The organism is Microbispora hainanensis (assembly GCF_036186745.1).
GTDB lineage: Bacteria > Actinomycetota > Actinomycetes > Streptosporangiales > Streptosporangiaceae > Microbispora.
On record NZ_CP108086.1, the window covers coordinates 1 to 20,501 of the forward strand.

General features: G+C 65.3%; 13 protein-coding genes, 2 tRNA genes and 3 rRNA genes. 6 read left to right on the plus strand and 12 right to left on the minus strand.

Annotated elements, in window-relative coordinates:
• Positions 1-221: 221 nt before the first annotated feature.
• The 9 genes from rrf to OHB01_RS00045 form a co-directional block, all read right to left on the minus strand.
• Positions 222-338, minus strand: a 5S ribosomal RNA gene (gene rrf, locus OHB01_RS00005).
• A gap of 64 nt (positions 339-402) precedes the next feature.
• Positions 403-3,509, minus strand: a 23S ribosomal RNA gene (locus OHB01_RS00010).
• A gap of 452 nt (positions 3,510-3,961) precedes the next feature.
• A 16S ribosomal RNA gene (locus OHB01_RS00015) occupies positions 3,962-5,482 on the minus strand.
• Together the 16S, 23S and 5S rRNA genes form the textbook arrangement of a ribosomal RNA operon.
• A gap of 633 nt (positions 5,483-6,115) precedes the next feature.
• On the minus strand, positions 6,116-8,704 hold the full coding sequence (locus tag OHB01_RS00020) for a valine--tRNA ligase (RefSeq protein ID WP_419197562.1): 2,589 nt from the start codon (positions 8,702-8,704) through the stop codon (positions 6,116-6,118).
• A 73-nt stretch (positions 8,705-8,777) separates the two neighbouring features.
• A complete protein-coding gene (gene clpX / locus OHB01_RS00025) occupies positions 8,778-10,061 on the minus strand; it encodes an ATP-dependent Clp protease ATP-binding subunit ClpX (RefSeq protein ID WP_079317756.1) in 1,284 nt (427 codons plus the stop codon).
• A gap of 234 nt (positions 10,062-10,295) precedes the next feature.
• The gene (locus tag OHB01_RS00030) at positions 10,296-10,943 is read right to left on the minus strand and encodes an ATP-dependent Clp protease proteolytic subunit (protein WP_079317758.1); all 648 of its coding nucleotides are present in this window, start codon (positions 10,941-10,943) and stop codon (positions 10,296-10,298) included.
• 14 nt (positions 10,944-10,957) lie between these two features.
• A complete protein-coding gene (locus OHB01_RS00035) occupies positions 10,958-11,602 on the minus strand; it encodes a ClpP family protease (RefSeq protein WP_260617414.1) in 645 nt (214 codons plus the stop codon).
• Positions 11,603-11,960: 358 nt separating this feature from the next.
• Complete coding sequence (gene tig / locus OHB01_RS00040) at positions 11,961-13,355, minus strand: trigger factor (protein WP_142650169.1); 1,395 nt, start codon at positions 13,353-13,355, stop codon at positions 11,961-11,963.
• A 201-nt stretch (positions 13,356-13,556) separates the two neighbouring features.
• The gene (locus OHB01_RS00045; RefSeq protein WP_142650168.1) at positions 13,557-14,423 is read right to left on the minus strand and encodes a helix-turn-helix domain-containing protein; all 867 of its coding nucleotides are present in this window, start codon (positions 14,421-14,423) and stop codon (positions 13,557-13,559) included.
• Between the two features lie 276 nt (positions 14,424-14,699).
• Between OHB01_RS00045 and OHB01_RS00050 the strand changes: the two genes are divergently transcribed.
• The gene (locus OHB01_RS00050) at positions 14,700-15,179 is read left to right on the plus strand and encodes an ATP-binding protein (protein WP_328709459.1); all 480 of its coding nucleotides are present in this window, start codon (positions 14,700-14,702) and stop codon (positions 15,177-15,179) included.
• Between the two features lie 84 nt (positions 15,180-15,263).
• Here OHB01_RS00050 and OHB01_RS00055 read toward each other — a convergent pair whose 3' ends face one another.
• Entirely contained in the window at positions 15,264-15,728 is a 465-nt protein-coding gene (locus tag OHB01_RS00055) for a hypothetical protein (protein ID WP_328854757.1), read from the minus strand.
• A gap of 103 nt (positions 15,729-15,831) precedes the next feature.
• A tRNA-Gly gene (locus OHB01_RS00060) sits at positions 15,832-15,902 on the minus strand.
• 90 nt (positions 15,903-15,992) lie between these two features.
• On the opposite strand from OHB01_RS00060, the gene OHB01_RS00065 reads away from it, so the two are divergent.
• From OHB01_RS00065 to OHB01_RS00075, 3 genes are all read left to right on the plus strand, one after another.
• Positions 15,993-16,069: transfer RNA gene (locus OHB01_RS00065), tRNA-Pro, on the plus strand.
• A gap of 150 nt (positions 16,070-16,219) precedes the next feature.
• Positions 16,220-17,122, plus strand: a complete 903-nt coding sequence (locus OHB01_RS00070; RefSeq protein ID WP_328854758.1) for a DUF3626 domain-containing protein — start codon at positions 16,220-16,222, stop codon at positions 17,120-17,122.
• A 181-nt stretch (positions 17,123-17,303) separates the two neighbouring features.
• The gene (locus tag OHB01_RS00075) at positions 17,304-18,065 is read left to right on the plus strand and encodes an enoyl-CoA hydratase (RefSeq protein WP_142650165.1); all 762 of its coding nucleotides are present in this window, start codon (positions 17,304-17,306) and stop codon (positions 18,063-18,065) included.
• Between the two features lie 4 nt (positions 18,066-18,069).
• Here OHB01_RS00075 and OHB01_RS00080 read toward each other — a convergent pair whose 3' ends face one another.
• On the minus strand, positions 18,070-18,462 hold the full coding sequence (locus tag OHB01_RS00080; RefSeq protein ID WP_142650164.1) for a VOC family protein: 393 nt from the start codon (positions 18,460-18,462) through the stop codon (positions 18,070-18,072).
• 50 nt (positions 18,463-18,512) lie between these two features.
• On the opposite strand from OHB01_RS00080, the gene OHB01_RS00085 reads away from it, so the two are divergent.
• Together OHB01_RS00085 and OHB01_RS00090 are read left to right on the plus strand one after the other, a co-directional pair.
• A complete protein-coding gene (locus OHB01_RS00085) occupies positions 18,513-19,010 on the plus strand; it encodes a DUF2087 domain-containing protein (RefSeq protein ID WP_328709455.1) in 498 nt (165 codons plus the stop codon).
• A 117-nt stretch (positions 19,011-19,127) separates the two neighbouring features.
• A complete protein-coding gene (locus OHB01_RS00090; protein WP_147943650.1) occupies positions 19,128-20,486 on the plus strand; it encodes a TrpB-like pyridoxal phosphate-dependent enzyme in 1,359 nt (452 codons plus the stop codon).
• The last annotated feature ends 15 nt before the right edge of the window (positions 20,487-20,501 follow it).

Below are 20,501 nucleotides of genomic sequence, written 5' to 3' on the forward strand. Positions count from 1 at the left end.
ATGCGAAAGCCCCGGCCACACCCCGGCCGGGGCCACCACCCACCACACCCACACCCACCGCCCACACACACGCAGGAACAAGCAGCGGGAACCAACACCCAGCAACCCGCCGGGGAACACACCCCAGGAACAACCCCGGAAACAAACCCGCGAAAAGAAAGGTGCCCGAAAATGCGGAAGGGCCACCCCACAAGGGATGGCCCAACCACATATCAAAGATTGTCCGGCGGCGTCCTACTCTCCCACACCGTCCCCGGTGCAGTACCATCGGCGCTGACAGGCTTAACTTCCGGGTTCGGAATGTAACCGGGTGTTTCCCTGCCGCTATGACCGCCGTAACCCCACGAAACACACAACCTAGTGGTTGCTGTCTCTGAGATCACATAGTGAACGCGAACATCTATGGTCAAGTCCTCGGCCTATTAGTACCGGTCAGCTCCACACATTACTGCGCTTCCACTTCCGGCCTATCAACCCCATCATCTCTAGGGGGCCTTACCCACACACGGTGGTGGGAGACCTCATCTTGAGGCGAGCTTCCCGCTTAGATGCTTTCAGCGGTTATCCCTACCGAACGTAGCCAACCAGCCGTGCTCCTGGCGGAACAACTGGCACACCAGAGGTTCGTCCGTCCCGGTCCTCTCGTACTAGGGACAGCCCCTCGCAAGTCTCCTGCGCGCGCAGCGGATAGGGACCGAACTGTCTCGCGACGTTCTAAACCCAGCTCGCGTACCGCTTTAATGGGCGAACAGCCCAACCCTTGGGACCTACTCCAGCCCCAGGATGCGACGAGCCGACATCGAGGTGCCAAACCATCCCGTCGATATGGACTCTTGGGGAAGATCAGCCTGTTATCCCCGGGGTACCTTTTAGCCGTTGAGCGACACCGCTTCCACACGCCGATGCCGGATCACTAGTCCCAGCTTTCGCTCCTGCTCGACCCGTCAGTCTCACAGTCAAGCTCCCTTGTGCACTTACACTCGACACCTGATTGCCAACCAGGCTGAGGGAACCTTTGGGCGCCTCCGTTACCCTTTAGGAGGCAACCGCCCCAGTTAAACTACCCACCAGACACTGTCCCCCACCCGGATCCACGGGCGCGGGTTAGACGTCCAAAACGACCAGAGTGGTATTTCACCAATGACTCCACGATGACTAGCGTCACCGCTTCCCAGTCTCCCACCTATCCTACACAAGACGCTCCAAACGCCAATGTCAAGCTGTAGTGAAGGTCCCGGGGTCTTTCCGTCCTGCTGCGCGAAACGAGCATCTTTACTCGTACTGCAATTTCACCGGGCCTGTGGTTGAGACAGCGGGGAAGTCGTTACGCCATTCGTGCAGGTCGGAACTTACCCGACAAGGAATTTCGCTACCTTAGGATGGTTATAGTTACCACCGCCGTTTACCGGCGCTTAAGTTCTCACCTTCGCCAACACAAGTGCTGGCTAAGCGGTCCCCTTAACGTTCCGGCACCGGGCAGGCGTCAGTCCGTATACATCGTCTTACGACTTCGCACGGACCTGTGTTTTTAGTAAACAGTCGCTTCCCCCTGGCCACTGCGACCCCCACCAGCTTCGAACGCAAAGTCCTACACCAGCAGAGGTCCCCCTTCTCCCGAAGTTACGGGGGCAATTTGCCGAGTTCCTTAACCACAGTTCACCCGACCGCCTTGGTATTCTCTACCTGACCACCTGAGTCGGTTTAGGGTACGGGCCGCCGCGACACTCACTAGAGGCTTTTCTCGGCAGCATAGGATCACCCACTTCGCCACAATCGGCTCGGCATCACACCTCAGGCTAATGAGAGACGGATTTGCCTATCTCTCGCCCTACATGCTTACCCCGGGACAACCACCGCCCGGGCTGGGCTACCTTCCTGCGTCACCCCATCGCTTACCTACTACCAGATCAGGCCAGGCGTTCACCCTGACGCCGGCTCCGAAGAGCCAACCGGGCTAAGGACCCTTAGTATCACTGGATTCGATATGGGCGCATCACAGCGGGTACGGGAATATCAACCCGTTGTCCATCGACTACGCCTGTCGGCCTCGCCTTAGGTCCCGACTTACCCTGGGCGGACGAACCTGCCCCAGGAACCCTTGGTCATCCGGCGCAGAAGATTCTCACTTCTGACTCGCTACTCATGCCTGCATTCTCACTCGCACGACCTCCACCACACGATCACTCGGCAGCTTCACCGGCTCGCACGACGCTCCCCTACCCACCACCAGCACAAGTGCCAGCGGTGCCACGACTTCGGCGGTGTACTTGAGCCCCGCTACATTGTCGGCGCAGAATCACTTGACCAGTGAGCTATTACGCACTCTTTCAAGGATGGCTGCTTCTAAGCCAACCTCCTGGTTGTCACTGCGACTCCACATCCTTTCCCACTTAGCACACGCTTAGGGGCCTTAGTCGGTGATCTGGGCTGTTTCCCTCTCGACCACGGAGCTTATCCCCCGCAGTCTCACTGCCACGCTCAACTTACCGGCATTCGAAGTTTGGCTGACGTCAGTAACCTTGTCGGGCCCATCAGCCATCCAGAGCCCTACCTCCGGCAAGCACACGCAACGCTGCACCTAAATGCATTTCGGGGAGAACCAGCTATCACGGAGTTTGATTGGCCTTTCACCCCTACACACAGGTCATCCCCCAGGTTTTCAACCCTGGTGGGTTCGGTCCTCCACGCAGTCTTACCCACGCTTCAACCTGCCCATGCGTAGATCACCCCGCTTCGGGTCTACAGCATGCGACTCAAACGCCCTATTCAGACTCGCTTTCGCTACGGCTCCCCCACACGGGTTAACCTCGCCACACACCATAACTCGCAGGCTCATTCTTCAAAAGGCACGCAGTCACATCACAAACAAGCAAGCTTGTTTACGCTCCTACGGCTTGTAGGCACACGGTTTCAGGTACTATTTCACAACCCCTCACCGGGGCGCTTTTCACCTTTCCCTCACGGTACTCGTCCACTATCGGTCACCAGGAAGTATTTAGGCTTACCAGGTGGTCCTGGCAGATTCACACAGGATTCCTCGAGCCCCGTGCTACTCGGGAACACCCCCAGCAGTCGGCAAGATTTCGCCTACCCGGCTATCACGGTCTACGGCCGCCCTTCCCAGAGCGTTCGACTACCCCACCGATTTCTCACTGCCTGAAGAGACGGCGGTCTCCTCCGGAAGGTCCCACAACCCCGCACACGCAACGCCCGCCGGCTATCACACGCGCACGGTTTAGCCTCCTCCGCTTTCGCTCACCACTACTCACGGAATCACTATTGTTTTCTTCTCCTACGGGTACTGAGATGTTTCACTTCCCCGCGTTACCACCAACCGCCCTATACATTCAGACGGCGGCAACACCACATGACTGGTGCTAGGTTTCCCCATTCGGACATCCCCGGATCAACGTCTGGTTGGCGACTCCCCGAGGCTTAACGCAGCCTCCCACGTCCTTCATCGGCTCCTGATGCCAAGGCATCCACCGTGTGCCCTAACTAACTTGGCCACAAAGATGCTCGCGTCCACTATGCAATTCACAAACAACAACCAGACAACCAGCCCACCCCACCACCAAACACCCGAACCCCCACCGCAAGCCCACCCACAACAGGCGAACCCACAAGCAAGGACCCCGGCCGGTATGGCAGGAGACCAGCCCTGAAGAAAACCAACCCCACCACGACCACCACAACCAGCAGCGGCCAGGCGAACGGGCCCGTTTCCTCAGGACCCAACAGTGTGCCCAACCAGTCACAACCCCCAAAGCCCACGCTCCCACTCCGTGATCACTCACGGCGGTACTAGCAGACCCGGCAACCACGACCGGCTGAATAACCAGTGCTCCACTAATGAGCACGCCACGCACCAGACACTCGCTGATGACCGTGACGATGGACCAGACCCCACACCCACCACCAAACAGCAGTGAGCCAACAGGGCCGGCCGAGTGCTCCTTAGAAAGGAGGTGATCCAGCCGCACCTTCCGGTACGGCTACCTTGTTACGACTTCGTCCCAATCGCCAGCCCCACCTTCGACCGCTCCCCCCACAAGTGGTTGGGCCACGGGCTTCGGGTGTTGCCGACTTTCGTGACGTGACGGGCGGTGTGTACAAGGCCCGGGAACGTATTCACCGCAGCGTTGCTGATCTGCGATTACTAGCGACTCCGACTTCATGGGGTCGAGTTGCAGACCCCAATCCGAACTGAGACCGGCTTTTAGGGATTCGCTCCACCTCACGGTATCGCAACCCTCTGTACCGACCATTGTAGCATGTTTGCAGCCCAAGACATAAGGGGCATGATGACTTGACGTCATCCCCACCTTCCTCCGAGTTGACCCCGGCAGTCTCCCATGAGTCCCCACCACCCCAAAGGGCGTGCTGGCAACATGGAACAAGGGTTGCGCTCGTTGCGGGACTTAACCCAACATCTCACGACACGAGCTGACGACAGCCATGCACCACCTGTACACCAGTCCAAAGGAGGCACCCATCTCTGAGTGTTTCCGGTGTATGTCAAACCTTGGTAAGGTTCTTCGCGTTGCGTCGAATTAAGCAACATGCTCCGCCGCTTGTGCGGGCCCCCGTCAATTCCTTTGAGTTTTAGCCTTGCGGCCGTACTCCCCAGGCGGGGCGCTTAATGCGTTAGCTACGGCACAGGAATCGTGGAAGACCCCCACACCTAGCGCCCAACGTTTACAGCGTGGACTACCAGGGTATCTAATCCTGTTCGCTCCCCACGCTTTCGCTCCTCAGCGTCAGAACTGGCCCAGCAAGCCGCCTTCGCCACCGGTGTTCCTCCTGATATCTGCGCATTTCACCGCTACACCAGGAATTCCGCTTGCCCCTACCAGCCTCTAGCCTGCCCGTATCCACCGCAGACCCGTAGTTAAGCCACGGGCTTTCACGGCAGACGCAACAAGCCACCTACGAGCTCTTTACGCCCAATAATTCCGGACAACGCTCGCGCCCTACGTATTACCGCGGCTGCTGGCACGTAGTTAGCCGGCGCTTCTTCTACAGGTACACGTCAACTTCGTCCCTGCTGAAAGAGGTTTACAACCCGAAGGCCGTCATCCCCCACGCGGCGTCGCTGCGTCAGGCTTCCGCCCATTGCGCAATATTCCCCACTGCTGCCTCCCGTAGGAGTCTGGGCCGTGTCTCAGTCCCAGTGTGGCCGGTCGCCCTCTCAGGCCGGCTACCCGTCGTCGCCTTGGTAGGCCATCACCCCACCAACAAGCTGATAGGCCGCGAGCCCATCCCCAACCGAAAAAACTTTCCACACCCACACCATGCGGAGGAGTGTCGTATCCGGTATTAGACCCGGTTTCCCAGGCTTATCCCAGAGTCAGGGGCAGGTTACTCACGTGTTACTCACCCGTTCGCCGCTCGAGTACCCCGAAGGGCCTTTCCGCTCGACTTGCATGTGTTAAGCACGCCGCCAGCGTTCGTCCTGAGCCAGGATCAAACTCTCCAAACAATGCTTGAAAAGAGATCACTCTGGCCGGCACCCCCGGCTAAGGAAAGGTGCCGTCAAAGGAATCCGCCACCGATGAAAACCACCGGTAGACGGGGTCATGCATGATTCATGCACTGGCTTTTAGCACACTGTTGAGTTCTCAAGAAACGGACGCGACCACCATCACCCGAAACCCTGAAAGGTCCCACGCTCCGGGGCGTTTCACCGTTTGTTTTTCTTTTGTCTTGCTGGTCTTAATTCTTCCCGACCGGCTCTTTCGTGTCAAATCCGCCCCACCGGGACTTCATTTGACCCGAAACCCGCCGACCGACAGGAATTCCGACCCCCCGTTTCCGGGGCAACCCCTCTAACTTACCTGATCCCCGAATGTCCGTCGAATCGCGACGAATCATCCCGAGATCGGGTTCGATAAGAGGGAGTCGCTGAGATCCTAACAGCCGATCCCCCGAGGGGGATTCAGGCTCGCCGGTCCTCAGCGCGTGCAGAAAGACTAGCACCCACGCGGAGGTGCTGTGCACAACTTGGGCAACTTCGTGGTCCTGCCCTGTCTCCAGGGTCTTCAAACCTCAGTCGTCACAAAGCTTGAGACGCCTGTGCGCCCTCGTCCACGACGAGGGCGCACAGGAAGACGGCCTAAGCCGGCAGGGCGGCGAGCTGGGCTTCGAGACGGGAGATGTCCTCGGCGGCCTGCTCGGCCCGCCGGCGCACCTTCGCCACGACGTCCTCCGGCGCCTTGGCCATGAACTGCTCGTTGCCGAGCTTCGCCGTCACCTGGGCCTGCTCCTTGCGTGCCGCGGCCAGGTCCTTCTCCAGCCGTTTCCGCTCGGCGGCGACGTCGATGGCTCCGGCCGTGTCGATCTCCACGAGCACCGTGCCGACCGTGAGCCGGGCTGTCGGGCTGAAGGTGTCCGTCGGCTCGTCCAGACGCAGCAGGACGCGGATCGCCCCCTCATGGGCGGCGAGAGCCGTACCGGACAGGGACAGCCGCGCGGCGACCCGCTGGCCGGGCTTGAGGCCCTGGTCCGAACGGAACCTGCGCACCTCCGTCACGAGATTCTGCAGCGAGGAGATCTCCTGCTCGGCCGCGGGGTCGATCAGCTCGGGCGACGCCGTAGGCCAGGGAGCGACCACGATCGACTCCCCACCGGTCAGAGCCCGCCACAACTCCTCCGTGACGAACGGCACGAGCGGGTGGAGCAGCCGTAGCAGCGCGTCGAGGACATGCCCCAGAACCCGCTTGGTGTTCTCGGCCACCACGCCGCCCTCGGCGAACTGGACCTTGGCCAGCTCGACATACCAGTCGAAGACCTCGTCCCAGGCGAAGTGGTAGAGCGCGTCGGACGCCTTGGCGAACTCGAACTCCTCGAAGGCCGCGTCGACGCTGGTGACGACCTCCTGCAGGCGCGACAGGATCCACCGGTCGGCCGAGGTGAGCTCTTCGGGCAGACCGTCGGAGACGGCGCCGTTCATCAGCGCGAAGCGGGTGGCGTTCCAGATCTTGTTGCAGAAGTTGCGGGATCCGGCCGCCCAGTCCTCGCTGATCGCCACGTCTGAGCCGGGGTTGGCACCGCGCAGGAGCGTGAAGCGCGTGGCGTCCGCGCCGTACCGCTCGATCCAGTCGAGCGGGTCGACGACGTTGCCGAACGACTTCGACATCTTCTTGCCGAACTGGTCGCGCACCATGCCGTGCAGGGCCACGGTGCGGAACGGCGGCTGGCCGTCCATCGCGTACAACCCGAACATCATCATCCGGGCGACCCAGAAGAACAGGATGTCGTAGCCGGTGACGAGCACGGTCGTCGGATAGAAGCGGGCCAGATCGGGTGTGGCGTCGGGCCAGCCCAGCGTGGAGAACGGCCACAGACCGGAGGAGAACCAGGTGTCGAGGACGTCCTGGTCCTGCTCGTAACCGGCCGGCGGCTCCTCGTCCGGCCCCACGCAGACCATGTCGCCGTCCGGGCCGTACCAGACGGGGATCCTGTGTCCCCACCACAGCTGGCGCGAGATGCACCAGTCGTGCATGTCGTCGACCCAGTCGAAGTAGCGCTTGGCCAGCTCCGGCGGGTGGATGCGGGTGCGGCCGTCACGCACCGCGTCGCCCGCGGCCTTCGCCAGCGGGGTGACGTTGACGAACCACTGCAGCGACAGCCGCGGCTCCACCACGGTCTTGCAGCGGGAGCAGTGTCCGACGGAGTGCACGTAGGGCCGCTTCTCGGCGACGATGCGGCCCTGCTCGCGCAGCGCGGCGACCACGGCGGGCCGCGCCTCGAACCGGTCGAGCCCCTCGAAGGGCCCGTGGGCGGTGATGATTCCGCGCTCGTCCATGATGACGAGCGACTCCAGCGAGTGGCGGCGCCCGATCTCGAAGTCGTTCGGGTCGTGCGCGGGGGTGACCTTGACCGCGCCGGTGCCGAAGGACGGGTCCACGTGCGCGTCCGCGACGATCGGGATGCGCCGGCCGGTGAGCGGGACCTCGACGTACTTGCCGACAAGGTGCGCGTAGCGCTCGTCGGCGGGGTGGACGGCGACAGCGGTGTCGCCCAGCATGGTCTCGGCGCGGGTCGTGGCGACGACGATCTCCTCGTCACCCGAGCCGTAGCGGATGGAGACGAGCTCGCCGTCGTCGTCGCTGTGCTCGACCTCGATGTCGGACAGGGCCGTCAGGCAGCGGGGGCACCAGTTGATGATCCGCTCGGCGCGATAGATGAGCCCGTCGTCGAACAGCTTCTTGAAGATCGTCTGGACGGCCCGGGAGAGCCCCTCGTCCATCGTGAAGCGCTCACGCGACCAGTCAACGCCGTCGCCGAGCTTCTTCATCTGACCGAGGATCCGGCCGCCCGACTCCTCCTTCCACTGCCAGACGCGCTCGACGAACGCCCCGCGGCCGAAGTCGTGGCGCGACAGGCCGTCCTTGGCGATCTCGCGCTCCACGACGTTCTGCGTGGCGATGCCGGCGTGGTCCATTCCGGGGAGCCACAGCGTTTCCATGCCCCGCATGCGGGCTCGCCGGGTGAGCGCGTCCTGGATCGAGTGGTCGAGGGCGTGGCCCACGTGGAGCGACCCGGTCACGTTGGGCGGGGGAAGCACGATGCTGTACGGCTCGCGCCCGCTGCCCGGGTCCGCTGTGAAGTAGCCCGCCGATACCCAGCGCTCGTAGCTCCGGGTCTCGACATCGACGGGCGCGTACTGGGTGGGCAGCTCAGACGTAGTCACGCTGCCCAATTCTAGGGATGTCCGGAAGCCGTCCGAGCCGTCGCCGCACGCCCTGTGGACAACGCCGCGGCGAAGGCCCGTTTCAGGCGGACTTCTCCCTGGGGGTCCGCTGCTGCTTGGCCTGCAGCTGGTCGCGGGGCACCAGGGTCGGATTCACGTGCTCCAGCACGGCCTCGCGGGTGATGACGACGCGGGCCACGTCCTGGCGGGAGGGCACCTCGTACATCACGGACTGGAGGACTTCCTCCATGATGGCGCGCAGCCCGCGGGCGCCGGTGCCGCGCAGAATGGCCTGGTCGGCGATGGCCTCAAGGGCGTCGTCGGAGAACTCCAGCTCGACGTTGTCGAGTTCGAGCAGGCGGCGATACTGCTTGACGAGCGCGTTGCGCGGCTCCGTGAGGATCTGGATCAGCGCGTCCCTGTCGAGGTTGTGCACCGACGTGATCACAGGGAGACGGCCGACGAACTCGGGGATCATGCCGAACTTCAGGAGATCTTCCGGCATGACGTCCGAGAAGATGTCGGAGGAGTCCATCTCCTCCTTCGAGTGGATGATCGCGTTGAAGCCGATGCCCTTCCTGCCGACCCTCGACTCGATGATCTTCTCGAGGCCGGCGAAGGCGCCGCCGCAGATGAACAGCACGTTCGTGGTGTCGATCTGGATGAACTCCTGGTGGGGGTGCTTGCGCCCGCCCTGCGGGGGCACGCTCGCCGTGGTCCCCTCCAGGATCTTCAGCAGGGCCTGCTGCACGCCCTCGCCCGACACGTCCCGCGTGATCGACGGGTTCTCGCTCTTACGGGCGATCTTGTCGACCTCGTCGATGTAGATGATGCCGGTCTCGGCCTTCTTGACGTCGTAGTCGGCGGCCTGGATCAGCTTGAGGAGGATGTTCTCCACGTCCTCGCCGACGTAGCCGGCCTCGGTCAAGGCAGTGGCGTCCGCGATGGCGAACGGCACGTTGAGCATCTTGGCGAGGGTCTGCGCGAGCAGGGTCTTTCCCGACCCGGTGGGGCCGAGCAGCAGGATGTTGGACTTGGCCAGCTCCAGGCCGTCGTCTCGGCCGCGCTCCCCGGACTGGACGCGCTTGTAGTGGTTGTAGACCGCTACCGACAGCGCCTTCTTCGCCTTGTCCTGCCCGATGACGTACGCGTCGAGGAACTCGTAGATCTCGCGCGGCTTGGGCAGGTTGTCCCACTTGAGCTCGGAGGATTCGGAGAGCTCCTCCTCGATGATCTCGTTGCAGAGATCGATGCACTCATCGCAGATGTAGACGCCTGGTCCGGCGATGAGCTTCTTGACCTGCTTCTGGCTCTTGCCGCAGAACGAGCACTTCAGCAGGTCTCCCCCGTCGCCGATGCGTGCCACCCCAGATACTCCTTTGCGTGGGACCGCCCCTGCCGCCGCGGTCGCTTCCGTCCGCACCCTGCTCGCGATCCGGCTCATGGTTCTGAGTCATGATCCGACGATCGCGATCCGGTGCGAAAACGTCATCCCGCTCAGGTTTCGACGTTACCGTCTCTCGGGCCCTCAGTGAGCCCCCTAGCGGTGAGTCGCACCGGAACGTGCCCAAATGGGCACCGTTCCGGTGCGGCAACTCCCTCAGGAAGCGGCGACCGCCGCCGCGCGCTTCTTCCGCGACGGGATGATGTCGTCCACCAGCCCGTACGCCTTCGCCTCCTCGGCGCTGAGGATCTTGTCACGCTCGATGTCCTTGCGGACCTCGTCGGCCGACTTGCCCGAGTGCTTGGCCACGATCTCCTCGAGCAGCGACCGCATCCGCAGGATCTCACGAGCCTGGATCTCGATGTCGCTGCCCTGGCCGCCGCCCTCGGTGTAGGGCTGGTGGATCAGAACGCGGGCGTTGGGCAGGGCGAACCGCTTGCCCGGGGTGCCGCCGGCCAGCAGGACCGCGGCGGCCGAGGCCGCCTGCCCAAGGCAGACCGTCTGGATCTCGGGCCGGACGAACTGCATGGTGTCGTAGATCGCGGTCATCGCGGTGAACGAGCCACCCGGCGAGTTGATGTACATGCTGATGTCGCGATCCGGGTCGAGCGACTCCAGCGTCAGCAGCTGCGCCATCACGTCGTTCGCCGAAGCGTCGTCGATCTGGACGCCGAGGAAGATGATGCGGTCCTCGAACAGCTTGTTGTAGGGGTTCATCTCCTTGACGCCGTACGACGTGCGCTCGACGAAGGAGGGAAGGACGTAGCGGCCGTTGATGTCACCCGGCCGGATCAGCTCACTCATCTGGGAAGCTCCAGTCACGAGACGGCGCCCTCGGAGGGCACCTGGCGGGCGCTGCGCACCACGTGGTCGATGAAGCCGTAGTCCTTGGCCTCCTCGGCCGTGAACCAGCGGTCCCGGTCGGAGTCGCGCTCGATCTGCTCGAGCGGCTGGCCGGTGTGGAAGGCGATCCGCTCCGCGAGAGTCTTCTTCACGTAGAGCATCTGCTCGGCCTGGATCGCGATGTCGGCCGCGGTGCCGCCGATGCCGCCCGACGGCTGGTGCATCATGATCCGGGCGTGCGGAAGCGCGTATCGCTTGCCACGGGCGCCGGCGCACAGCAGGAACTGCCCCATGGAGGCGGCCAGTCCCATGGCGACCGTGCACACGTCGTTCGGCACGTACTCCATCATGTCGTAAATCGCCATGCCGGCGGTCACCGAGCCACCGGGGGAGTTGATGTACATCCAGATGTCGCGCTCGGGGTCATCGGCGGCGAGGAGCAGGAGCTCAGCGGCCAGCCGGTTGGCCACCTCGTCGTTGACCTGGGTGCCGAGCACCACGATCCGCTCGCGCAGCAGGCGCTGGTAGAGCTGGTCCTCGAGGCGGGAGGGGCCACCCTCCGGGCTCCGGGCCTCGAAGCCGGAACCACCGGTCGGGAAGAAGGTCGGCGGGCTGGTCACAGCGTCACCTTCCGATGCGTCGTAATCGATTGGCTTTGCTTGTGACCTTAACGCGCGACGCAGACAGGTCATGCCCGTGCGCCGTACTGTTCGCTGACGGCGCATGTCCCGCCCGGGACGAGGCCCCCGCGCCACATCGCCCGTGTTCCCCGCCCTAACGGCACGGGCCGGGGCATACAGATCCCGGCCGTACGATTTGCTCCCCGACACGCGGTAAGAAACATATTTGCAGGGATTTGCCCGAATATAACCGGAAACCCCCGGCGCACCCGAGTGCGCCAGGGGTTTCACCGTTACCGCGACACCGATCGGCCTCCCGGCCGATCGGTGGCAGAAGTCAGGCGAGAGCCTGGGTGAATCAGCTTTCCTTGGCCTCGTCGGAGGGCTCCCCGGCGCCCGCCTCCTCGACGCCCACGGCCTCCTGCTCAGGGTTGAGCTCGGCGTAGATGGCCTTGATGTCCACCTCGTTGCCGGCCGTGTCGGTCACCTTGGCCGCGTCGCCGATGAGGGTCTTGGCCTTCTCGCGCACGATCTCCATCATCGCCAGCGGGAGCTGGTTGTTGTCGGCGAGGTGCTGGGCCAGCGTGTTCGGCGCGACGCCCATCTGCATGGCGCGACGCACCACGAAGTCGGTCAGCTCCTGCTCGCTGACGCCGATCTCCTCGGCCTTGACGATCTTGTCGAGGACGAAGCCGGACTTCAGCGCCTTGGCCGAGGTCGCCTCGTACTCGGCGAACAGCTCCTCCTCGGTGGTCTGCTGGAGGCGCAGGTACGCCTCGCGGCTCAGACCGCTCTCGGCGACCTGGTGCTCGAGGTTGTGCTTGCGCGCGTCGATCTCCGCCTGGAGCGCGCTCTCGGGCAGCGGGATGTCGATCTTCTCGAGCAGCGCGTCGAGCGCCTTCTCGCGGCTCTGCACGACCTGCTCCACCAGCTTGTTGCGGCGAACCTGCTGGCGGATGCTGTCCTTGAGCTCGTCGAGCGTGTCGAACTCGCTGGCGAGCTGCGCGAACTCGTCGTCCAGCTCGGGCAGGACCTTCTCCTTGACCGACTTGACGTTGATGATCACGTCGGCCTCCTCGCCGGCGTTCTCACCACCGACGAGCGTGGTGCGGAAGGTCTTCTCGTCGCCGGCGGCCATGCCCTGCAGGGCGTCGTCCAGGCCCTCCAGGACCGAGCCCGCGCCGACCTCGTACGACACGTCGGCGGCCTGCTGCTCGTCGAGGTTGCGGCCGTCGATCTCGGCACGCAGGTCCATGACGACGTAGTCGCCGTTCTGGGCCGGGCGCTCGACGCCGGTCAGCGTCGCGAAGCGCTGGCGCAGGGCCTCGAGCTGGGTGGTGATGTCCTCGTCGGTCACCTCGGCGGGGTCGACCACGACCTCGGTGCCCTGGTAGTCCGGGACATCGAAGGCGGGGCGGATGTCCACCTCGGCGGTGAACTCGACCTGCTCGCCGTCCTCGATCTTGGTGACCTCGATCTCGGGCTGGCTGACCGGGAAGACCTCGGTCTCGTCAACGGCCTGGCCGTACAGCTTGGGCAGGGCGTCGTTCAGGGTCTCCTCGAGAACCACCGCGCGGCCGAAGCGCTGCTCGATGATCCGGGCCGGCACCTTGCCAGGACGGAAGCCGGGCACGCGCACCTGCTGCGCGACCTTCTTGTACGCGGCCTGCAGGCTCGGCTCGAGCTCCTTGAACGGCACCTCGACGGTGAGCTTGACCCGGGTAGGGCTGAGCTCCTCGACAGCGGTCTTCACGGGGTGGTCTCCTTGATCCAGCATCTGGTGATCGCGGGCACGTCGTGCACGGCAACCGCGGCACAGTAACGCGCGCCGCGCCCACGTGAGAGGCGCAGGATCACCGTCTCGCCTGCACGCGACCTGTCCGGGCATGCTCGACTGTGGCGGGTGTCCAACGCCAAGGGCAGTCTAGAGCAGATGAGCCCCGGTAGCGACTGATCAGAGGTCTGCCATGATCTGCCGCAACAGGTCCACCGTCTCCGTAGGGGTGGTGCTGACCGCGCAGAGGCGTTCCATGACCTCGCTGTAGCGGTCGACCTCTTCCCGTTTGTCCAGGTAGAGCGCACTGGCGAGCTGCTCGACATACACGATGTCGGGCAAGTCGGGATCCGCGAACCGGAGGATGCTGAAGGCACCGCCCTCTGCGGCGTGTCCGCCATAGCTGAACGGAATGACCTGGATCGTCACGTTCGGCTGGTTCATCAGGTCGATGAGGTGCTGGATCTGACCCCGCATCACGTCGACACCGCCGATCGGCCGGCGCAGCGCCGCCTCGTCGATCACGGCCCAGAACTTGGGACTGTTCTCACCGTCGAGGATGCGCTGGCGTTCCAGCCGCAGGTCGACCCGCCTGGCGATCTCCTCCGGCGCCGCTCCGACCGCGCCGGCCATGATGACGGCCCGCGCGTACTCCTTTGTCTGCAGCAGACCGGGAACGAACTGCACCTCGTAGGTGCGGATGCGCTCGGCGGCCTCCTCCAGGCCGACGTACGCCTGGAACCACGACGGCAGCAGGTCGTTGAACCGGTGCCACCAGCCGGGCTCGTTGGCCCGCTCGACCAGGTTCATCACGACATCGCGCGTCTCCTCGTCCTCCACCCCGTAAAGGGCGAGAAGGTCGGCAACGTCGCGTTCCTTGAATCCGACCCGGCCCAGCTCCATCCGGCTGATCTTCGACTCGGAGGCCCTGATGCACTGGCCGGCCTGGTCGCGGCTGATGCCCTTGCTCTCACGGAGCTTGCGGAGCTGGGACCCGAGAAGGATGCGCAGGGCCGTCGGACCCGATCCAGCCTGGATCTGTATCACGGCGCCTCCCTCTCACCTCGGCTCTGTGTGCCGCCAAGGGACGACCCGCACGACACCCCCAGCCCACACAGTGTCACCACTTCGGGCTCCGATGACAAGGTCTGATCTACGTGTCCCTGACGGTTAGCACGGACAGCTTGTGCGTCTGCACATGACAATTGCACGTGCATTTGGGTCTTGCAGCGACGGGACGCACTGATCCATCATGTCTAGGTGCATATTGGGCCAAAATGTGCACCAGTCCTCGACCTAGGCCAGCGGGAGGTACGGGCAACCATGTCGGACGAGCCCAAACCCGGCGGCCAGCTGACCCGTGACGTGGGATTCGGCTGGTTCCGGAGGGCGGCAGGGGCGTCCGATACGGCGATGTGCCCCCTGGCACCACAGGCAGACTCGGTCAAGACCGCGCGTGATGTCACACGTACGACCCTGCGCCAGTGGGGCCTGTCGGAACTGAGTGACGACGCGGCACTGGTCGTGAGCGAACTGGTGACGAACGCGGTCCGTTACGCGCTGTATCCGGCGCACCGAGCCATCGCCTGCCCTATAACACTGACGCTCCTGCGCATCGCCCCGCACGTGTTGCTCGCCGTCTCGGATCCCAGCGACCAGGCGCCGTCGCCCACGCAACCCGACTTCGTCTCCGAGCACGGACGCGGCCTCTACATCGTCGAGACCTACAGCCAGGCATGGGGCTGGGACGCACTCGACGAGGGCGGCAAGGCAGTCTGGGCCCTCTTCCGCACCGGCGACTGACCCGCACCACCGGGTGATCTTCAGCTTCCGGGGCGTCACCTGGAGGCTGTTCCACGTCCTCATCAGTTTCTCCTGGCCGGGCAGCTAGGGAAGTTGTGCGCGGAGCGCGAGCCACTGGTCGAGCGTTCTTGCCGTCGGCGTCTCCGACAGGTGACTACGGATGATCTCGGCCGGCGCCAGGAGGTTCTTGCATTGACGGAGGGCCAAGAGCTGCTTGTGAGGCCGCTGTCGCCAGTCGGCTGCCCACTCCGCGGCGTTCTCCAGTTCAACGGGGAGGGCCGCGAGGATGTCGATGGCGAGGGCATCGGGGTTCAGCAGGGGTGAACGCGTGGAGCCGAGGCTGTCGATCAGATATGCACGCAGGTTGAAGCGCCTCACATTGGCGGCGATGGCGTCCAGTCCTGCGGCCTCGGCTCTGGCGAGCGCGTACATGGCCGTCTCCGCCCACGCTCGCCGTCCTTCGCCGAGCTCGGCCCGACAAGCGTGGAGGCTGTTCACCTCCCACACCCCGAGCCAGTGATTGACGGATTCGGAGGGGTGATCGACCACGAGGTCACTTTCCCACGCGCGCGGTGAAGTGACATGTGAGGCACGGAAGGAAACGTCGAAGGCCAGGCACCCCGTACGGAGTGACCTGGCCTTTCTTGATGAGAGCGGACGACGGGAATCGAACCCGCGTAGCCAGTTTGGAAGACTGGGGCTCTACCATTGAGCTACGTCCGCGCGCGCCCGGTGTCCATCTGGTCTAGACTTCATCCGGTCGTCAGGGCGTAAGCGTACCGGAGTCTCGGACCGCACGCGTACCCGACGAGACGGGGCGTGGCGCAGCTTGGTAGCGCGCTTGCTTTGGGAGCAAGAAGTCGCAGGTTCAAATCCTGTCGCCCCGACCATCGCTCGAACACGTCGAAGGCCGCATCCGGCGACGGGCCGCCTTGAACACCGATTCCGCCCGGGCTCGGTGACCGGACGGCCGGAACCGGCACCGAGCCGGACAGCTATTCGAGATGCGACGGCGGATCGCGTTCCGGCAAACTGCGCGGGTGAGCGCGGACACGTCCATATCGCCACAGGAGCGCGCCCTCCGCCATGTCGAGGCCATGTCGTCGGGAGACCCGCTCGATATCCGGTTGCGTGTGACCCTCAACTTCCACCCCGACCGCTCGGCCAGCGGCCGGGAGATCCTGCTCGGGCTGGCGGACGAGGGCGTCTACGTGTCGCAGTTCGTCACCGGAACGAGCAACGGGGGACTCACCGCTCATCCGGGTGGTGACCGGTGGCGCTGGGAGAGCAGGATCTTCGGTGGCGCCTACGACAACGCGCCCGCGCGGGAGCGCCCCGTCTATGGCGCGCTGAACTTCCGGCGCAGGTCCGTCGGCGCCGCGCCGCGGTTCGGATCCGCTCACTTCCGGCTGACGGCCGAGACTCTTCGCCGCACGACCTTCTGTTATCCGGACAGCTTCTTCGAACCCTCGGCTTTCGGTGTCGCGTCCCGCATGGCGCTGATCGAGCCGGCCGAGGCCGGCGACGCGGACCTCCTGGACGACTACATCGAAGCTCAGGTGCACGGGCCGGTCAGGCTCGACCGGGACGTGGAGGCCCTGGTCCTCGATCCCAGCTATCGCGGGACCTCTGTGGAGGCCGCTGCCCGCCGGTTGCCGTGCCCGGTGGAATGGCATCGCGGGTTCCGCCTCACCGTCGAGCATCTGCGGCGCCACCCTGACTACCGGGGCCAGGAGTACGTGGCGCTCGGCGCGGAGATCGCGGTCGGCGGCGTGCTCGATCCGCGGATCATCGGAGACGCCGCCCGCAGCGGGCGCTACGACGCGCAGGCGCTGAAGAAGGTCTGGTATTGCGTGGCGCGCTTCGGCGCGCCTCTGCCCCCGGCCGGCGAAACTCCTGCCCCGGTCGCCGCCTGCTGTCCGTACGGACCGGAAGGCGGCTGAACGGGACCTTCACCCCCTCGCCGATCCTGAGTGGATCTCCGGGACGAATCCGAGAGCGGCGACCGCTCGTGTCGCCGTCTCCACGTCCTGAAACCAGAGCCTGGGCATCCGGGGCGGGCCGGGGGCCGCACACGTTTCTATAACCTGTTCTCGCCGTACCCCCGGAACATTGAGGAGCACCATGGGCGACCTCGTCCTCGTCGACCGGCCATCCGAGGCCGTCGCGGTCGTGACGCTTAACCGTCCGCGCAAGTACAACGCGATCTCCAAGGCGCTGCTCGACGAGTTCCAGGACACGCTCGGGCGGCTCGCGCAGGAGCCCTGCCTGCGCGCGATGGTCCTCACCGGGGCCGACCCCGCCTTCTGCGCGGGACTGGACCTCGGGGAGCTGGAAGCGGGGGTGAAGATCGGCCACCCCGACTCCATCCTCCCGCTGCGGAACTTCCCGGTGCCAGTCATCGGCGCGATCAACGGCGTGGCGGTGACCGGCGGCCTGGAGTTCGCGCTCGCCTGCGACTTCAGGATCGCCAGCGAACGGGCGCGGTTCGCCGACACCCACACCCGCGTCGGCATCGTGCCCTCCTGGGGCATGACGGCCAGGCTCAGCCAGGCCGTCGGGCAGTCCTGGGCGCGGCAGATGACGTTCACGGGGGACTTCGTGGACGCTCCCCTGGCACTGCGCATCGGCCTGGTGAACGAGGTCGTCGCGCACGACCGGCTGCTGCCCCGGGCGGTCGAGCTCGCGCAGAGCATCGCGACGACGACGCCGGAGACGCTGCGCAGGATCCGGGAGATCTACGACCTCCTGCGCGACGGCACCGGCGCCGACGGCCTGCGGGCCGAGCTGGAGACCGGCCGGGACGGGCTCGCCATCACCAGCCCCGAGGACTTCGCCGCCCGCAGGCGGGCCGTCTTCGACCGGGGCCGGACACAGGCCCGCTGAGGGGTCACTCCTCCTTGACGTACGGGTGGGTGAGGAACTCGATGGAGTGGCCGTCGGGGTCGTCCACGTACACCCCGCGGCCGTGGTGCCGGTGGTTGATCTGCTGCGGCTCCTGGTGCTCGGGGCCTCCCCAGTAGGGCAGGCCCCGCTCGGCGATGCGGGAGAAGATGTCGTCGAACTCGTCCTCGGAGACGAGGAACGCCAGGTGCTGCATGACGATCCTGTCCCGGTCGACGATCGAGTCGGCGTAGTCGATCGTCACGCCGTTGCCGAGCGGGACCGTGGCGAACGGCCCGTACGCGCCGGGCTCGGGCTCGCCGAGCAGCCCGGTCAGGAACCGGGCGGACGCGAAGCGGTCGCTGCTGTGCACGATCGTGTGGTCCAGTTGAGCGGTCACGTCGCCCTCCAGGTTTCCTCCTGCCTTCATCAAGGCAATACCGTGGACGGGTGATCGACAAGCACATCTCCCGCGTGCTCGGACTCCTCGGGCAGGACGACACACTGCGTGTCCTGGCCGGGCTGGTCCTGCGTCCCGGTGAGCCGCTCGACAAGGTCACCGGGCTCGACCCCGACGTGGTGGGCAAGGCCCTGGACCGGCTGGAGCGGGGCGGCCTCGCCGTACGGGACGAGGACGGCTGGCGGGCACGGCCCGAGACCTTCCGCGACCTGCTGCGCACGATCCCCTCCGCGCCGGCGGACCCGATGGATGCGTTCCTGGTGGACGGGCGGCTCGTCTCGATCCCATCGAAGAGAGCCAAACGCCTGATGGTGCTCGACTACATCGCCCAGGTGTTCGAGATCGGCGTGCGCTATCCGGAGAAGGAGGTCGACGTGGCGCTGCGCGCGTTCCATGACGACTACGCCGCGCTGCGCCGTTATCTGGTGGACGAGGGGTTCCTCACCCGGGAGGCCAACGTCTACTGGCGCTCGGGGGGAACCGTCTGACGCGGCCGTCTGACGCGGCCAGTCTGACGCGGTCGTTTGACGCGGTCGTTTGACCGGGTCCGGCCACATCGGCAGACGCCCTTTCCCGATGGGCCCGCGGCGCGGAGACTGGGAGTCATGGGCGAGCCGACCAGGGTCCTTCTCGACGAGTCGCGGATTCCGCGGAACTGGTACAACGTCGTCCCCGACCTGCCGACGCCGCCCCCGCCGGTGCTGCACCCCGCGACGCTGCAGCCGGTCGGCCCCGACGATCTCGCCCCGCTCTTCCCCTCGGCGCTGATCGAGCAGGAGGTGTCGGGTGAGCGGTTCGTCCCCGTCCCCGACGGCGTCCTCGACGTCTATCGCCTCTGGCGGCCGACACCGCTCATCCGCGCCCGGCGCCTTGAGCGTGCCCTCGGCACACCGGCGCGGATCTACTACAAGTACGAGGGCGGCAGCCCGTCGGGCTCGCACAAGCCCAACACCGCGGTCCCCCAGGCGTACTACAACGCGCGGGAGGGCGTGCGGAGGCTGACCACCGAGACCGGCGCGGGCCAGTGGGGCTCCGCCCTGGCGTTCGCCTGCGCCCAGTACGGCCTCGACTGCGAGGTCTGGATGGTCCGGGCGTCGTACGACCAGAAGCCCTACCGGCGCACGCTGATGAAGATCTACGGCGCGACCCTGCACGCCAGCCCGTCGGCGGTGACCACGGCGGGCAGCAGGATCCTGGCGGAGGACCCCCACTGCACGGGGTCGCTGGGCATCGCCATCAGCGAGGCGGTCGAGGTCGCCGGTCAGCATGACGACACGCGATACGCCCTGGGCTCGGTGCTCAACCACGTCCTGCTGCACCAGACCGTCATCGGCGAGGAGGCGCTGGAGCAGCTCGCCGTCCTCGGCGAGACCCCGGACGTGGTGATCGGCTGCACCGGCGGCGGCTCCAACTTCGCCGGGCTGGCCTTCCCGTTCCTGCGCGAGAAGCTCGCCGGGCGCATGAACCCCGTGCTGCGCGGCGTCGAGCCCGCCGCCTGCCCGTCCCTGACCCGGGGCTCCTACGCGTACGACTTCGGGGACACGGCGGGGTTCACGCCGCTGATGAAGATGCACACGCTGGGGCACACGTTCGTGCCCGACCCGATCCACGCCGGCGGGCTGCGCTATCACGGCATGTCGCCGCTGCTCTCGCACGTTTACGAGCTGGGCCTGGTGGAGGCCGTGGCCGTCACGCAGACCGACTGCTTCGACGCGGGGATCCGCTTCGCCAGGGCCGAGGGGATCGTGCCGGCGCCCGAGCCCTCCCACGCGGTGGCCGCGACGATCGCGGAGGCGCTGCGGTGCGCGGAGTCGGGCGAGGAGAAGGTCATCGTGATGTCCCTGTGCGGGCACGGCCACTTCGACCTGCCCGCCTACGAGAGCCGTCTCGCCGGGCGACTGGAGGATTTCACGCTCCCGCAGGAGCGGATCGACGCGGCCCTCGCGCACCTGCCCGCCGTCTGATGTGACGCATGCTCA

Excerpts from the sequence above, each read along its gene's own strand:
- OHB01_RS00090 (WP_147943650.1), top strand. The coding sequence starts at position 19,128 with ATGGGCGAGCCGACCAGGGTCCTTCTCGACGAGTCGCGGATTCCGCGG.
- OHB01_RS00050 (WP_328709459.1), top strand. The coding sequence starts at position 14,700 with ATGTCGGACGAGCCCAAACCCGGCGGCCAGCTGACCCGTGACGTGGGA.
- OHB01_RS00030 (WP_079317758.1), bottom strand. The coding sequence starts at position 10,943 with ATGAGTGAGCTGATCCGGCCGGGTGACATCAACGGCCGCTACGTCCTT.
- OHB01_RS00075 (WP_142650165.1), top strand. The coding sequence starts at position 17,304 with ATGGGCGACCTCGTCCTCGTCGACCGGCCATCCGAGGCCGTCGCGGTC.